9 protein-coding genes are annotated in these 16530 nt (G+C 56.5%); 6 read left to right on the top strand and 3 right to left on the bottom strand.

The genetic code is table 11. From position 1 onward, the window contains the following. The first annotated feature begins 279 nt into the window (after positions 1 to 279). Positions 280 to 1440 (top strand): porin, encoded by a 1161-nt coding sequence (locus DES29_RS11415; protein ID WP_113854915.1) that lies wholly within the window; start codon positions 280 to 282, stop codon positions 1438 to 1440. A 320-nt stretch (positions 1441 to 1760) separates the two neighbouring features. Here DES29_RS11415 and DES29_RS11410 read toward each other — a convergent pair whose 3' ends face one another. From DES29_RS11410 to DES29_RS11400, 3 genes are all read right to left on the bottom strand, one after another. Further along, positions 1761 to 4898, bottom strand: coding sequence for an efflux RND transporter permease subunit (locus tag DES29_RS11410; protein WP_016474527.1), 3138 nt, complete (start codon positions 4896 to 4898; stop codon positions 1761 to 1763). Then, entirely contained in the window at positions 4895 to 6673 is a 1779-nt protein-coding gene (locus DES29_RS11405) for an efflux RND transporter periplasmic adaptor subunit (RefSeq protein ID WP_021995369.1), read from the bottom strand. Before DES29_RS11405 ends, DES29_RS11410 begins: the two co-directional genes overlap by 4 nt. Before the next feature lie 224 nt (positions 6674 to 6897). After that, positions 6898 to 7257 carry a copper-binding protein gene (locus tag DES29_RS11400; protein WP_005428803.1) on the bottom strand — a complete coding sequence of 120 codons (360 nt, stop codon included), beginning with the start codon at positions 7255 to 7257 and terminating at the stop codon, positions 6898 to 6900. On the opposite strand from DES29_RS11400, the gene DES29_RS12545 reads away from it, so the two are divergent. The 5 genes from DES29_RS12545 (at position 7256) to DES29_RS11380 (ending at position 16404) form a co-directional block, all read left to right on the top strand. Continuing rightward, complete coding sequence (locus DES29_RS12545) at positions 7256 to 7648, top strand: hypothetical protein (RefSeq protein ID WP_170126133.1); 393 nt, start codon at positions 7256 to 7258, stop codon at positions 7646 to 7648. The genes DES29_RS11400 and DES29_RS12545 overlap by 2 nt on opposite strands. A 193-nt stretch (positions 7649 to 7841) precedes the next feature. Further along, on the top strand, positions 7842 to 9701 hold the full coding sequence (locus tag DES29_RS11395; protein WP_236578926.1) for an NAD(P)-binding protein: 1860 nt from the start codon (positions 7842 to 7844) through the stop codon (positions 9699 to 9701). After that, positions 9610 to 12414 (top strand): formate dehydrogenase subunit alpha, encoded by a 2805-nt coding sequence (gene fdhF, locus DES29_RS11390; RefSeq protein WP_236578925.1) that lies wholly within the window; start codon positions 9610 to 9612, stop codon positions 12412 to 12414. Before DES29_RS11395 ends, fdhF begins: the two co-directional genes overlap by 92 nt. A 320-nt stretch (positions 12415 to 12734) precedes the next feature. Then, positions 12735 to 15221 (top strand): autotransporter outer membrane beta-barrel domain-containing protein, encoded by a 2487-nt coding sequence (locus tag DES29_RS11385; protein ID WP_113854914.1) that lies wholly within the window; start codon positions 12735 to 12737, stop codon positions 15219 to 15221. A gap of 202 nt (positions 15222 to 15423) precedes the next feature. Continuing rightward, entirely contained in the window at positions 15424 to 16404 is a 981-nt protein-coding gene (locus DES29_RS11380; protein WP_005428796.1) for a LysR family transcriptional regulator, read from the top strand. Positions 16405 to 16530: the final 126 nt, after the last annotated feature.

Raw genomic sequence — 16530 nt, 5'->3', positions numbered from 1 at the left:
TGATGTTTTTATGTTTTATTTAATAAGTGGAGAATTATGGTGGGGGGGGGGGGGGGGGGGGTGGGGGGGGGGGGGGGGGGGGGGGGGGGGGGGGTACAGGATGATTTGCAGCATCCCCTAATCATTGTTGACTAGGGTTCTTAAGGAAAAGAAGTTCCTTGGAAAGACTTGCTCCCTGAATAAAGATGACAAGCCCAAATAGAAACTTCGCCTCCTGACAAAAGACCTGCTCGACCCCCTTGAGCAGGATACTTCATTGCTCACATAAGGCTCTGAAAAATGAAAAAGACACTTGCTGCTCTCGCCGTTCTTGGCGCATTTGCGGGTTCTGCTATGGCTGCCGACGTCACGCTGTACGGCTTGGTCGACTACGGCTTCTCGTATGAACATGCTGACGGAGATATTTCCGGTGTCGATGCACAGGATACTTTCCAGATGAAGACCGGCCAGAATTCTGGCTCCCGTTTCGGCTTGAAAGGTACTGAAGACCTCGGCAATGGCCTGAAGGTCGGCTTCGTTCTCGAAAATGGCTTTACTGCTGACGACGGCAAGATGGACAATTCCGACCGTCTCTTCGGTCGTGAATCCAACCTCTTCATCACCGGTGCTTTTGGTACGCTGTCCTTCGGTCGTGTTGGTCAGCTCGCTAGCGCCAACGGCACGTTCGGTCTCCTTGGTGTAACGAGCCCGTTCTCATCCGGCTGGGGTGATTCCATTGGCCCGAAGTTTGTGACCGCCAACGGCTGGGCCCGTTTTGACAATACGGTGACCTATGCCACGCCGACCTTTGCTGGCCTGACGATGTATGCCCAGTATTCTTTCGGCACGGACTCCGCCAAGACGGATGCCACTCATATTGAGGGCCAGTCTTCTGTTGATCGTTACTATGGCTTGGGTGCTAAGTACGTTAACAATAGCTTGACGTTGGTTGGCGTTGTTGATTCCATCAACTATCAAAGCTATGCGTCGGGTGCCGTTACTAATATGGATGATTCTCTGACGGTCACCTTGGGCGGCAACTACGACTTCGGTGTTGTGAAGCCCTACCTGTTAGGTCAGTACTTCAAGAATGCCAAGGCTTTCGGCCAGAAGAATGTTAACGACAAGTCTGCCTTTGACAAGGGCTATACCTTCTCTGGCGCGAGCGTTAACGGCGCCAAGGGCTGGGGCTTAGCTGCTGGTGTTGATGTTCCTGCGTTCGGCGGTACTGCCAAGGCCCTGCTCGCCTATGGCGACGCCGAAGGTGAAGACAACAGCGATATGGAAGTTTCCCGTTGGGTCTTCTCTGTGGGCTATGCCTACAACCTGAGCAAGCGCACTTCTGTGTACACCGCCGCTTCCTACATGCGCGACGATGTGAACAAGGAACTCGCCGGGACCACTTCCGATATCAACCCGTCTTCTGTTGAAGTGGCCGCCGGTTTGATCCACAAGTTCTAATCGGCCTATCGATCTAGAAGGTTCCTAATCGGCAAGTTTGCCAGAGCCTTCCTGTCGATTTAGGAATCCTACTAGTCTGCCCCCGCAATCTTTGGACGGCTTGCGGGGGCTTTGCTTTTTGCGGGAACACAAAACAGGCAGCAGCTCCGGCCGGCTCATGCCGCAGTTCTTTCGGTTCAATAGGACCATTCTTCCCGACAAGAGCTTGAGCTTACGCAAGCACCCTCTGCGGCCAATCTTCTGAATGTTGTGCCCTTATAAACACATCGGCCGATCTGCAAGCAGACCGGCCGATGCATATGGCTTTGCGGCGTTTCGCCTTAAAGCTTCCTGCGCCGCAGCATGATGAGCTTCCAGGCCGCGGGAATAACAAAGAGCGAAAGGAGCGGCGCCGTTACCATGCCGCCCACCATCGGCGCAGCGATGCGGCTCATCACCTCACTGCCGGCACCTGTTCCCACCAAAATCGGAATCAGGCCGGCAAGCACCACAGCCACCGTCATGGTCTTTGGACGAACTCGAAGCGCCGCGCCATGCTCAATAGCTCGGTCAAGCGCCTCCACCGTAAAGGTCTTGGGATCGGCCAAGGACTTATCGTTCTGCACGGCATGACGCAGGTAGACGATCATCACCACCCCGAACTCTGCTGCGAGACCCGCCAAAGCAATGAAGCCCGTACCCACGGCAACTGACAGTCGGTCGCCCAGCAGGTAAAGGAGCCAAATGCCGCCCGTGAGTGCGAAAGGCAGACTGCCCAAAATAAGGAGCGACTCTGCAAAACGGCGGAACGCCAGATAAAGCAGCACAAAGATGATGAGGATGGTCATCGGCACCATCAGCGTCAGGCGATCCTTGGCGCGCTCCATCAATTCGTACTGCCCCGAGAAGGCCACGGAAACACCCGGCTTCAGAGACACTGACTTGGCAATGGCTTCACGAAGATCACCCACTACCGACGCCATGTCGCGATCACGGGCATCGACAAAGACCCAGGCAGCCGGCCGGGCATTTTCCGTGCGCAGCATCGAGGGACCGAGAGACGTGCGGATTTCAGCCACATCCCCCAAAGTCAGACTCTGGCCGGACCCGGAAATGATGGGCAGATTGCGGAGCGCTTCTGGCGAATCACGCCAGCTCTGCGGGAAGCGGATCGTGATCGGATAACGCGCGATCCCGTCGACGACGTCGCCCGCCATCTCTCCGCCGACGGCGGACTTAACGTAGCTCTGCACGCCGGCAACGGTGAGCCCCCAGCGGGCAGCCTTGAGACGGTCAACGCTGACTTCAACGTAGCGTCCGCCCGTCAGTCGTTCAGCAATAGCCGATACAACGCCCGGAACCGTCTTCGCGGCCTCTTCAATCTGCTCGGCAGCACCGTCGATGTCGGCAAGCGACTGTCCGGACACCTTAATGCCGATGGGGCTCTTCACACCGGTGGAGAGCATGTCGATACGGTTTCGAATCGGCATCACCCACAAGTTGGCCAAACCCGGGAGACGAACGGTCTTATCGAGCTCGTCGATAATCTTTTCCATCGTCATGCCGGGGCGCCATTCACTTTCGGGTTTGAGCTGAATGGTGGTTTCAATCATCTCCAAAGGCGCCGAGTCAGTAGCCGTATCGGCGCGGCCGGCCTTGCCGAAGACGGTAGCGACTTCGGGCACGGTACGGATGAGCTTGTCGGTCTTTTGCAGCATGGCTGCTGCTTCAGATGAAGACACCCCCGGGAGCGTAGACGGCATATAAAGAATATCGCCCTCGGCAATCTGGGGCAGAAATTCGCCGCCCAGCTTTTCCACCGGATATAGGCCGCCGATAAGCACCAAGAGCGCCGCAAAGAGCGTCGTCTTCGGCCGGCGCAGCACGCCCATGAGGAGCGGCTGGTAGAGACGCACAAGCCAGCGGTTCAGGGGATTTTTGTCTTCGGGCGGAATCTTGCCGCGAATCCAAAGTCCCATCAGCACCGGCACGAGCACCACCGCCAGGAAGGCCGAAGCGGCCATCGACCACGTCTTCGTCCAGGCGAGCGGCCCGAAGAGACGCCCTTCCTGGCCTTCAAGCGTGAAGATCGGAATGAAGGAAAGCGTGATGATAAGGAGGCTCATAAAGAGCGCCGGTCCCACCTCTACCGCAGCTTCCGTGATGACCTGCCAGCGCTCCGCGCCGGCAAGATCTGCCCCAGGATGCGCCTCCTCCCAAGCTTCAATATGCTTGTGGGCGTTCTCAATCATGACGATGGCCGCATCAACCATAGCGCCCACGGCAATTGCAATGCCGCCGAGGCTCATGATGTTGGCGTTAAGCCCCTGAAAGTGCATCGCAATGAAAGCGAGTGCGAGGCCTAGCGGCAGTGTGATCACCGCCACCAGTGCACTGCGCACATGCCACAGGAAGATGGCGCAGACGAGCGCAACGACGATGAATTCTTCAATAAGCTTATGCGTGAGGTTTTGGATGGCACGGTCAATGAGTGAACTTCGGTCATAAACCGGCACAATTTCCACGCCTTCGGGGAGCGCACTCTTAAGTTCCTCAAGGCGCGTCTTCACAGCAGCAATGACTTCACGGGCGTTGCCGCCGGTACGGAGCAAAATAATGCCGCCCGCGACTTCACCTTCGCCGTCAAGCTCCGCGATGCCGCGGCGCATTTCCGGCCCCAGGCGAACCTGAGCGACGTCGCCCAAAACCGTCGGCGTTCCTGAAGCATTTGTTTTGAGCACGATGGAGCGAAAGTCGTCAAGCGTCTTCAGATATCCCTGAGCGCGCACCATGAATTCGCTTTCGCCCATCTCGATGGAACCGCCGCCCGCCTCCTGATTCGAAGCGGAAAGCGCCGTCTTGATGTCGCCCACCGTAACGCCGTACTGCTCGAGCTTGACCGGATCCGGAATGATCTGATATTCCTTCACGGCGCCGCCCACACTCGCCACTTCGGCTACGCCCGGAATGGTCTTCAGTTCATACTTGAGAAACCAGTCCTGGAGCGCCCGCAGGCTTTCCAAATCGTTCTTTCCGGATTTGTCCACCAAAGCGTACTGATAGATCCAGCCCACACCGGTGGCGTCCGGGCCGAGTTCGGGCGTGACGCCGCTCGGGAGTTTCCCTGCAGCCGAATTAAGCGACTCCAGCACGCGCGAACGCGCCCAGTAAAGATCCGTTCCGTCCTCAAAAAGAACGTAGACAAAAGAGGTGCCGAAGAGTGAAAAGCCGCGTACGGTCGAGGCACCCGGCACGGAGAGCATCGTCGTGCTGATGGGATACGTCACCTCGTTCTCAACAATTTCCGGCGCCTGTCCCGAGTAATCGGTCTTAATGATGACCTGAACGTCGGAAAGGTCGGGAAGCGCATCCACGGGCGTCTTCAGCACCGCAACGATGCCGGCGATCGCGAGCAGAAGAGCGCCGAAAAGAACGAGTACGCGATTTTCAACCGAGGCGCGGATGACGCGTTCAATCATTTCGCGGCTCCTTGGGATTGTTTTGCCGCCGAGGGCGTCGGGCTACTGAGGTCGAGCACCGTCTGAGGCTTGGACGCTGTTTCGAGAGACTCATCCGGCGCTCCGTGCGTCATGCCCTGCGGCATGCTGCTCTGCGGCTCGCTCTGAACTCCTGCCGGCGAAGCCGGTTTCATAGGATCTGCGGGCATCGTCATGGGCGCCGCAGCGCCCTCATTGGCGCTCAGGCCATCGGCAGCCGGCTGCATGCGGGCAAGCGCCCCTTCAATATTGGCTTCGCTGTCGATCAGGAAGACGCCCGATACCACCACGTCTTCGCCGGGCTGAACACCCGAGGCAAGCGCTGTCTGTCCGGACGATTCACCGAGGATGCGCACGGACTTCGGAATGAAGCGCGTGCCTTCACGCACGATCACGCGGGGATTTCGTCCGTCGTCAATCACCGCCTGCGAGGGCACGAGAATGCCTTGGGCCCCCGGCGCCGCAAGCAGAAGCTTGGCCGTCATCCCTGGGCGCAGTTCAAGATTGGGGTTGTCGACCGAAAATCGCAGCTTCAGCGTACGCGTAGCCGCTTCGCCCTCCGGCAACACTGTCGGCGCAGAAGCCTCCCAAATGCGGCCGGGGAAGGCGTCAACGGAGAGCTTAAACTTCGCTTGAGGCAGATACGGCGCATAGCGCTCCGGCACCGAAGCCGTTACCCAGAGCGGATCGAGTCCTTCAACCGCGGCTACCGCATCGCTCTTCGTGACGTTCATGCCGTTTTTCAGCGCGAAAGCGGTCAGCACGCCGTCAATCGGAGCGGCAATATGAAAGCTCGTGCGGACTTTCTTCGTACGGCGAAGCGCTTCAATGTCGGCATCGGGCATGCCGGCAAGCTTGAGGCGCAAAAGCACTGCGTCGAGCTCAGCACGGCTGCGCTTTAATTCAACGAGCACCAGATATTCACTCTGCATCTCCACCCATGACGGGATGGTCAGCTGAGCGAGCGGCTGCCCTTTTTTGACAAAGTCACCGACCGTCACCGGCGCGACAGACTCCACAAACCCCTCTGCCCGAGCCTGCACCTGAGCCGTATGGTGGCCGTTGACGAGCACTTCCGCCGGGAACCAGCGCGAAAGCGAGAGCTGCCCCGCCTCGGCCTTTGCCGTCTTCAGACCCAGATTGGCGGTGAGCGTCGGATCTATGACAACGCCCTGAGGCTCAAGATTTTCATCCTCGCCGCCCGATAAATCGGCTTGGGAGGCGTATTTCGGCACCAGATCCATGTCCATGAAGGGCGACGGACCGGATTTCTCAAAGTGCACGTCGGGCTTCATCGGATCGTACCAATAGAGCACGGGCTTGCCGTCAGCATCCGGTTCGGCGAGCTTCACCTTGGCTTTGGGCTTTGCTGCGGCAGCGCCGACGGGGGCGTATTTCGGCACGAGGTCCATATCCATGAAGGGCGAAGGACCGGGTTTGTCGAAATGCACGTCAGGCTTCATCGGGTCATACCAATAAAGCACGGGTTTGCCGTCGGCATCGGGCTGCGCGAGCTTGACGCCTGCGGGCGTCTGCGGGGCTTCAGAGGCCGAATGCGCTCCGGAAGCTGATGTCGATTCAAGGAGCCCGAGCCGCTGCGCGAAATGTTCGAGTGAAGACTGGTGCCGCCAAACGGCATATCCGCCGGCAGCAGCGCCGGCAGCTAAAGCGACAACCACAGCAAGCACCGTGAGCACCGGACTGCGGCCGGTCTGAGTCGATGGGGAAGATGAGGTGGACGGGGAAGGCGACGTCATGGGAACGGTCCGTCAGTCATTTTGTCGATGCGGCGATTGAGCGGCTGACAAAAAAGGGGAATACGAGGAGAGCCGTCGTCCCGGCGAGGAATGACGGCTTGAGGGTCGATCAAGCAGAAACTTGCCGGCCAAAGCAAGCGGACTGAAGCGCTGCTGCGTTTCGGCCAGAAGCCCGGGGGAGCGGCGGATCAGTGCGCGGCAGAGTCCGGCAGTGCTTGGGGCAATCAGCGTTCGATGCTCTGGAGGACCGAGAGCTGACCTTCCTGCGTGAAGGTAAAGTGAATCTTGTCGCCAGCCTTCAGACCTTCAACGAGCTTGGGGTCCTTGAAGGTAAAGCGCATCGTCATGGCCGGCCACTGCAGAGCAGCAATGGGTTCATGCTCAATCGTGACCTTGCCGTTGGCTGCATCAATAGCCTTGACAACGCCGACAGCCTGAACAGCCGGGCTCTGTGCGGCCATATGCATGGAATGGTCCCCCGCCATCATGTGATGTTCATGGCCGGACATATCCATATTCATATCGGCAGCCTGAACGGCACCGACAGTCAAAAGAGCAGCAAGAGCGGCAAACGTGCGAATCATGGTGATCTCCTTTATTGCGTTTTGCATCTGCGGGCGATCCCTGCCGTCTCAGGAAGATGGTCAAAAATCAGGGATAACCCTCAACGGACTGCAAATATACAACCAATACGGAAGATGTAGGGGATTGTCCTATCATGGCGGAATTTTGCCGGCAAGATCATTGTCGGCTGAAACTCCCTCTGCCGCAGTCTTTTGCAGGATTTCAATCAGCTTTTTCCGCATTGTGTCTTTGCGATTGGTTGCAATTCTCATTGCAGGGATGCTGATCGTCTTCTGCGTTCTGGGCTCCCAAACATCAGGCGCAGACTATCTGTTATATAAGGAACAGCTTTTGCTGTCTATCCCCCTACTGCCGCAGCGGATTTCATTATTTATACGTCAAACGGCTTAATTCCTTCGCATCAATCCCTGAAGGCTGAAATTTTCCCAGGTTTATAAAGATATGCGGGTTGAACTTCTCAGACGTTCAATCGGAAGATACAATGCCGCTCCAAAGAGCTAAGGGATAACGTGAGTACAGTCTGCCAAGCTCTTCTGCCCCAACCACCTGCACCTATTCATAAAGCTATATCACGGTGCAAGCCATGAAGATCGAGGAGAAGTTCGTGGCCAGACTATCCGTTCATTCCATCCCTGTGACTGATGCGCGCAACGAAGAAACCATGCACGGTTTTGCTCGGCGCATCGAAGCCACGCCTCCAGGACAATGCGCGCTTGCGCTGCAGCTGAGCCTCCTTGAAGCGAGTGCGCTGCAGACCTGCGGCAAATGTGTGCCGTGCCGGGACGGCCTTCCTCAGCTTGCCAAGCTTATGCGCCGCATCGTGGACTGCGAAGCTCAGCCCGAAGATCTCGGCCGGCTCAAAACACTGGCGGAATTCATCCGCTTGGGTTCGGACTGCGCCATCGGTTACGACGCTGCGCAGATGGTGCTCGAGAGCCTCACCCGCTTTGCTGACGAATTTAAGCACCACACGGAAGAGCAGAGCTGCCAGAAGGGCATCGCTCAGTCGGTGCCCTGCGAAACCTTCTGTCCTGCGCACGTTGACGTGCCGGGCTACATCGCGCTCGTGGCCGAAGGCCGCAGCGCTGAAGCCGTTGCTCTGATCCGAAAAGACAATCCTTTTCCGACTGCCTGCGGCTATGTGTGCGAGCATCCCTGCGAAAAACGCTGCCGCCGCACGCTCATTGATGCGCCGATCAATATCCGCGCCATCAAAAAGTACGCCTGCGATCAGGCGGCTGCCGACACCGTTCCGACCCCGAAGCGTCAGCCTGATACCGGACGCACGATCGCCGTCATCGGGGGCGGCCCGGCCGGCCTTACCTGCGCCTATTTCCTCGCGCTCATGGGGCATACGGTGGAGCTCTATGAAGAAAAGAAGCACTTGGGCGGCATGATGCGCTACGGCATTCCTGCCTACCGTTTCCCGCGCGAGCGTCTGGACAAAGACATCCGGGCCATTCTCGGCGTGGGCAACATCAATGTCCATCTCGAGAGCCCCGTCGGCACCGACGAAATGAAGGCGCTTTCGCAAACTTGCGATGCTGTCTTCGTCGCCATCGGCGCACATGCGGCTAAAAAGCTTCGTCTGCCCGGGATAGACGCCAAAGGCGTCATTTCCGCCGTGGATATGCTGCGCAGTATCGGCGACGGCGTCTACCCGGACTACCGCGGCAAAAAGATTGCAGTAATCGGCGGCGGCAATGTTGCCATGGACTGCGTTCGCACCGCGGTGCGCGCGGGGGCTGCCGAGGTGAATCTGGTCTATCGCCGCCGCATTGAAGACATGACGGCGCTCAAGGAAGAAATCGAAAGCGCCGTTGCTGAGGGCGTCGAGATGCTCCCGCTTCAGGCGCCGGTTTCCATTGAAGTCGATGCATCCGGCGCCTGCACGGCGCTCATGATGCAGCCGCAGATGATCAGCGCCTACTCGCGCGGCCGCCCCGGCGTCGTCAATGCGCAAAAGCCCGTTGAGCGCCTTGAGGCAGACCTTATCGTGGCAGCCGTCGGTCAGGATGTGGTTTCCTCGCCCTTTGAAGCCTTCGGCATGAAGACGCACTGGGGCGCTTTTACGACGGACGAATTCCTCGCTGCCGAAGGTTTTTCCAATGTCTTTGTCGGCGGCGACTGCCAAAGCGGTCCCACCACCGTCATCAAGGCCGTGGGCGCCGGCAAGGTCGCCGCCCGCAACATTGATGAAATGCTCGGCTTTCACCATTACCTCGACTGCGGCGTTGCAGCGCCGCCTCCGCGTATGAATGACCGCACGCCCAAAGGGCGCGTCAATCTGATCGAGCGGCCGGTCAAATTCAGAAAGCGCGACTTCAATGAAGTCGAAATCGGCATGAGCAGTGAAGAAGTGCAGCAAGAATGCGGCCGCTGCCTGCGCTGCGACTGTTTCGGTGCAGGTGCGTCCTGCGGCGGGAGAATCCAATATGTTTGACTTTACGATCGACGGCAGGATTGTCTCCGTCAAAGAAGGCACCACCATTCTCGAAGCTGCGCGCAGCGCCGGTCTTTATATTCCGACGCTGTGCTACCTGAAGAATGTGAGCTCCATTGGCTCCTGCCGGCTCTGCGTGGTTGAGGTCGAAGGCACTGCCGGCCTTGTATCCTCCTGCAACACCCTCGTCAAGCCCGGCATGGTTGTGCACACCAATTCGGATGCGATCACTGCGGCACGCCGCACGGCACTCCAGCTCATCATCGCCGACCACGGACTCAACACCACCCAGTACTGTTTCAGCTGTCCGAAGAACGGCAGCTGCGAACTGCAGGACCGCTGCCGAGAGCTCGGCGTTGAAACGACGCCCTTTGACGTTAAGCCCGCCGGGGGACCGATCCTCGACTCGAACCCCTTCATTGCCTTTAATCCCGCGCTCTGCATTCGCTGCCAGCGCTGCGTAGGCGCCTGCAACAACGCTGCGGGCAACCACACCCTGATCACCGGCCGCAGGGGCGTGCGCACCTCCATTCTTGCGCCTTTCGGCGAAGACTGGAAAAGCACGAACTGCGAGTCCTGCGGCAACTGCGCAGGAGCCTGCCCAACAGGCGCCATCACTATGAAGCGCCGACGCCAATACCGTTCTTGGGAAATCCAGCGCGTGCGGACGACCTGTCCGCACTGCGCTACCGGGTGCCAATATAACCTCGTGGTGAAAAACGGCCGCATTGTCGACACTGAAGCTCTGGACGGTCCGACCAATCACGGGCTTCTCTGCGTGAAAGGACGATCGGCGAGCTTTGACTTCGTTCACTCGCCTCAGCGCCTGACAACGCCCCTCATCCGCAGCAAAATCACCGGCGAACTTGAACCGGCCTCCTGGGATGAAGCGCTCGATCTGGTTGCGCGGCGCTTCGGCGAAATCAAGGCCCGACACGGCGGGAGCGCCATCGCAGCTTTTGCCTGCGCGCGTTCAGCCAATGAAGACATCTACATGCTCCAGAAGATGGCGCGCACGGTTTTTGAGACCAACAACGTCGACAACTGTGCCCGCGTCTGCCACGGACCATCGGTTGCCGGCCTGCAGCGCACGCTCGGCTCCGGCGCGATGACCAATCCCATTTCCGATATCTGTGAAAACGCTCAGGTGATCCTGCTCGTGGGCTCCAACCCCGAAGAGGCGCATCCGGTGATCGGCATGCAGCTTCGCGCTGCGATCGCCCGCGGCACACGGCTCATTGTCGTCGACCCCCGCGATATTGGTCTCTCCAAATCGGCCGACCTGCACATCAAACTTAAGCCCGGCACGAACGTCGCCTTTGCCAACGGCATCGTCCGTCAGCTTATTCATGACGACTTGATTGACCACGCGTTCATTGAGTCCCGCACGGAAGGTTTCGCAGACCTCAAAGCGATGGTCGAGGCGTACACGCCGGAGCGCGTCGCTCAAATCTGCGCGATTGACCCGCGCGACCTCATTGCCGCCGCGCGTCTTTACGGCCGCGCGGACCGCGCCGCGATTGTCTACTGCTTAGGCGTCACCGAGCACTCTTCGGGCACCGAAGGCGTGATGTCGCTCTCCAACATCGCCATGGTGACCGGCAAATACGGCCGTCCCGGCTGCGGCATCAATCCGCTTCGCGGCCAGAACAACGTTCAGGGCGCCTGCGACATGGGGGCATCTCCGGGCGATCTCACGGGCTACCAGAAAATCGCAGCCCCCGGCATCGTTGAGAAATTTGAAAAAGCATGGGGAACCCATCTACCGAGATTCAAAGGACTCTATGCCACGGACTGCTTCCCCAAGATGATCGAGGGCGAAGTAAAGGGACTCTTCATTTTCGGCGAAGACCCGGTGCGCACCGACCCGGACACGCATCACGTCATCAAGGCCCTCAAGAACCTTGAATTCCTGGTGGTGGATGAGCTTTTCCTCACGGAAACGGCAAAGTATGCCGACGTTGTGCTTCCGGGACGCAGCTATGCCGAAAAAGAAGGCACCTTCAGCAACACCGAACGCCGCGTGCAGCGCATCCGCAAAGCCGTGGAAATTTCTGGAACGCGCGCCGACACGGATATCTTCACCGATATCATGAATCGGATGGGCTACCCTCAGCCGCATCTCACGCCCGCTCAGATCATGGACGAAATTGCTTCGGTTACCCCGTCCTTTGCCGGCATCAGCCATGCGCGGCTCGACGGCGCCGAAAACGCCGGTCAGGGACTGCAGTGGCCCTGCACGGGTCCGGATCATCCGGGTACGCCGATTCTCCACGTTGGGAAGTTCACCCGAGGTCTCGGCCGCTACTCGACCGCGCAGTACCGCGATCCGAGCGAACTGCCCGACAGCGAATATCCGCTGATGCTCACCACCGGCCGAGTGCTCTATCAGTACAACGCCTGCGCCATGACCGACAAAACGGAAGGCATCAACGAGATTTCGGGGCGCTCCTTCATTGAGCTCAACACGAAGGATGCTGAACGTCTCGGCATCAGCAACGGCGACCGCGTGAAGGTCACTTCAAGGCGCGGCGCTATTGATTCGGTCGCTCATGTGTCCGACAAAACCAATGTCGGCGAAAGCTGGATGCCCTTCCATTTTCAGGACGGCAACTGCAACTGGCTCACCAAAGCGGCACTCGACAATATCTGCAGTACGCCGGAGTACAAGGTGTGCGCCGTAAGAGTTGAGAAGCTCGGCGCATCGGCTTAAAAACGAACGGCAGCTCTGTTGCGCGACTAGGCGCTCTGAATTCCTCTAGGAATCAGAGCGCTTTTTCTTCTTTGTGCCCCAACTGTATCTGTGTCTGACGCCACTCAGAGCTGAATTTTCGGCTTAAGTAAACAATATGTTTGCTTTAGCCAACACTTTTTTATTTTCTCCAGCAGCTTATCATTGGCTTAACATAATGATTCCTAAATAATATTAGGCCATATAAGGGTAACCCCCCCCCCCCTTATCGTTACAACGCTTTACTTTTGAAAAGACTCGCTCAACCCGAGTTGGTTAACTGTGAAATAGGAAAAGTAAAGATGGGCAAACTCTCTACGACAAGATTGGCTTTTCTCGCTGTTGCGGTTGCAGCAGCCTTCCCCGTACTTGCACAAGCTGCAGATGCAGCGACGGTTGATCAGGGAACCTTGGAAAAAGGTTTTAGTCAGTCAACCGGCGGGAACTCGATATTCGAAGATACGAATGTTGCGCTGAAGTTAAATAATCAAGTAACTGTCGGCACTTCTTTGGATACGAAAGGCAAAATTTACTTGAAGGGAGAGACTGACAATATCTCCTCTCTTTCAATTAAGTCTAATTCTATTCATTTCGGCAGCAATGCCGAAATCACTGCCAGTGGTTCAACCATAAATCCCGGCGAAGGTCTCAATTATTTTTCAGCCTGGCAAGATGGAAACTCTTCGCTGACGATTGAAACGAATAAGCTGACGATTGGTGATAATGAAAAATCTGCTGATCGCGGATTTCAAATGAAGGGAGCCAACAATCATTTGACCATTTTGGCAGATGAAATCGTTGCTTACGTAGGTGACGGCTTCATTAATGCTCAAGGTACAGATGGATCAAGCAAAGTATTGATCGGCACCGAAACCAATCGAATCAAACAGTTTGAAGCCCATACCACTTACGGCAAAGATGATTACGGCGTTGCCCTGCTTCAGGCCAATGAAGGGAACACGGTGTCTCTTTATGCCGATGAAGCTATTCTTGATGGCTCTAGAGGTCCCGAAGGCGGTGTAATTGGTTCCGGCGGATGGGGTACCGTCATTGTTGATGCCAACAAACTCACCATCGACGGCAATATTTGCGGCACTTACGGAAAGATGAGTAATGCCGGCAAAAAGCTGACTTTGAGTATCAGAGCCGGAACACTGGATATGACCGGGGATATCAATGTTGGCAACGAGGCTAAAGGGAACAGCAACTTTGATCGCAATACATCCGTAATAATTGAAGCCGATGTGCTTAACCTTAAAGGCGATATTAAAGTCGACAATAAAAAACGCACGGGATCAAACGTCGAAGGCGGCAATATTTCTGCGGTTAATTTAACTGTTAACAAAACGGCCAACATCACCGGCACGATTATTGCCTCGCAAACGGATGGAACATCTACTGTCACCTTGGGCGGCGCTGGCGATGCGACAGCCTCCTCCGGCAAGTACAAAGCGGAATTGGGCGGCAGCATTGTCTTTAAGGATTCCGGCTCTTGGGTGATTAATGAATGGGAAGGCACTGACGGAAAGCTTGAAGCATCCGATTCCGTTAAGGTTGATGTCAACGGTGCAGTTCAAACGGCCTCCACTACGCTCAACGGCACATCTACACTCACGCTTAACGACGGCGCAAAAATTACAAGCGACAAACTCGACGGCTCGGGCGGCACTTTCCTCATTAATACTGCTGATAAACAGATAATCAACATTGATAACTACGAGAATACCAATGCCCAAGCCGTTCTTTCTGGCAGCCAGAACGACAAATATGCGTCAGCTGACGATGCAGTGAACGCTCTGAAAGCCTCTGTCGGCTCCACAACCGGCCTAAGCCTCTCCGCCGCTGAAGGTGCGGTTGCTGACAGCTGGAAGGTTGTTGTCAACGATGATGGATCGTCTTCAGTGATAACTCAAGCCAACCAAAAGCTTGAGGGATACAACACGATTAATTCCCTTGCTGTTTTCTCCTGGCGTCACGAGCTCAACAACCTGCAAAAGCGCATGGGTGAACTCCACGATCTGAACGGCAATATCGGTGCTTGGGCACGCGTCTTCGGATCTGAACAGAAGTACGGCGATGCCGGACAGGTCAATAAGAACACCACGATCCAAATCGGTGCCGATGTTAAGGTGGCGGACGCCTGGACAATCGGCGGCGCATTCAGCTATACCGACGGTTCAGTTGAAGCGACCAGCATTTCCGGCGACAACAAAGCCTACGCTTTTACGGCTTACGGCGTGTGGCAGCATGAAAATGGATCCTATCTGGATTTGACGGCACGTTATGCTCGGCTCGACGCTGACTTTACCGCTCAGACGATGACAGGTTCCTACAACAACAATGCCTACGCTGTCACTGCGGAAGTGGGACACAAGTTCAATCTTTCCGAGCTCGCCTTTATTGAACCGCAGGCTGAAGTGATCTACGGCCGCGTCGTTGGTGACGATTTCACGGCATCTAACGGCACCCGCTTCTCCCAAAAAGACTATGACTCTCTGATCGGACGCTTGGGTGCCCGTGCAGGTTTCAACTTCCCGGAAAACAAGGGCAATATCTACGCTCGCTTCTCGGTTGTTCACGACTTCCAAGGTGAAGTTGAAACGACAGCCTTAAACAACACCTCCCGCACGGTCAAAGATGACTTAGGCGGCACCTGGGTTGAATACGGCGTCGGCGGCAACTTCCGGCTCAGCGACACCGCCAACGTTTACGTGGACCTTGAACGTACTTCCGGCGGCGAAATTCAGGAGAATTGGCGCTGGACCATCGGCGCACGCAAAGTCTTCTAAAAACACCTTTATTTCATAATGACCTGCAGCCCGAAGAATCATGATTCTTCGGGCTGCAAAATAATGGAAGAAACTGCATTCACTTGTTTCGTAAACTTTATTTCGCTGCCGCTGAGGGAATTCCCGCAGAATGAGCATTCTTCATAAAGCGTGATGCAAAAATGTTCATAATAGACATCACCTTTATAATTTTTAAAAAACAATGCCTCAGCAGCCTGCCCCTTCCGACGAGATTATTCCCGCCGCCCCAGCTTCGGTCATACACGAGCTCAAATACATAGACCTTCTGCTCCTCAAAACCCTTGCCGAAACTGAATCTCTCACGAAGACGAGTGCCCGCATAGGCATCAGCGTGGCCAAAGCTTCGCGCATGCTTTCATCGCTTCGCAAACTTTTCAATAATGAACTTGTCCAGCGATGCGGCCCGCGCATGATCGCAACGCCCACACTTGAGCGTTTGCTTCCGGACATCAGAGCTGCACTCAAAAGTCTTGGAAAACTGTTCGAGCATCCGCTCGCCTTTCATCCTGCAGACATTGAAAGCCGGCTCGTCTTCGCCTGCACGGACAACGCTTATCTGGCGCTCCTCGCTCCGGCATTAAAGCGCCTGGCCGAAGAGGCGCCCCGTCTGCAGATTTCCGTTTCCGAACTTGACGACCAAACACTGAGCAAACTTTCTTCCGGCGACATCGATTTCATTCTTGGTCAGGATTTCTTAGCGCGCAAAAATGACCGATTTCGTCATCAGCGGCTGCTCACCTGTCCGCACTGCGTTGTCGTACGCCGAGATCATCCGATGGCGCTCGCCCATCCGGACGGCCGAATTACCGCCGGTGATCTGCGGGGTTTCCGCCAAGTGCTCCCCATTATTCACCGTCCATCGGGCTTTGAAAGCCCTACGCGGCTCTCAATGAATCTGGCAACTGCTGAAGCCATCCGGCTTCCGTACTTTATTGCCGGATTCTTCACCATTTTGCAAAACGACTGTTTTTTAGCCGCTCCGCTTGCCGTTGCGCAAAGGCTCTCGAACTGGCTGCCCATAGAACTGCTCCATTTTGATGAAGGCAGCCAATTTCTCTGGACGCCGGAAATTCTTTGGCATGAACGCACGGACGCGAGTCCTCTTCATCAATGGGTGCGTTCCATTGTCTGTTCGGCGGCAGCCGCGGCAAACACCCCTTAACGATCGGGTAGAGAGCGGGTTTGCACCTCGCTCCCTCCCACACCACCGGACGTGCCGTTCGGCATCCGGCGGTTTCTAAAGTTAGGTTGTGGATTCAGTGGTCAGGCCTTTGACAAGAGACTGTAA

Source organism: Sutterella wadsworthensis, assembly GCF_003315195.1.
Lineage (GTDB): Bacteria > Pseudomonadota > Gammaproteobacteria > Burkholderiales > Burkholderiaceae_F > Sutterella > Sutterella wadsworthensis.
Note: the sequence above shows the minus strand (reverse complement) of the source record. Positions and strands in the feature narration are given on the sequence as shown.

What these genes read in the sequence shown, in the direction of transcription:
- DES29_RS11415 (WP_113854915.1), top strand. Translation starts at nt 280, where the DNA reads ATGAAAAAGACACTTGCTGCTCTCGCCGTTCTTGGCGCATTTGCGGGT.
- DES29_RS11410 (WP_016474527.1), bottom strand. Translation starts at nt 4,898, where the DNA reads ATGATTGAACGCGTCATCCGCGCCTCGGTTGAAAATCGCGTACTCGTT.
- DES29_RS11405 (WP_021995369.1), bottom strand. Translation starts at nt 6,673, where the DNA reads ATGACGTCGCCTTCCCCGTCCACCTCATCTTCCCCATCGACTCAGACC.
- DES29_RS12545 (WP_170126133.1), top strand. Translation starts at nt 7,256, where the DNA reads ATGGTGATCTCCTTTATTGCGTTTTGCATCTGCGGGCGATCCCTGCCG.
- DES29_RS11400 (WP_005428803.1), bottom strand. Translation starts at nt 7,257, where the DNA reads ATGATTCGCACGTTTGCCGCTCTTGCTGCTCTTTTGACTGTCGGTGCC.
- DES29_RS11395 (WP_236578926.1), top strand. Translation starts at nt 7,842, where the DNA reads ATGAAGATCGAGGAGAAGTTCGTGGCCAGACTATCCGTTCATTCCATC.
- DES29_RS11385 (WP_113854914.1), top strand. Translation starts at nt 12,735, where the DNA reads ATGGGCAAACTCTCTACGACAAGATTGGCTTTTCTCGCTGTTGCGGTT.
- DES29_RS11380 (WP_005428796.1), top strand. Translation starts at nt 15,424, where the DNA reads ATGCCTCAGCAGCCTGCCCCTTCCGACGAGATTATTCCCGCCGCCCCA.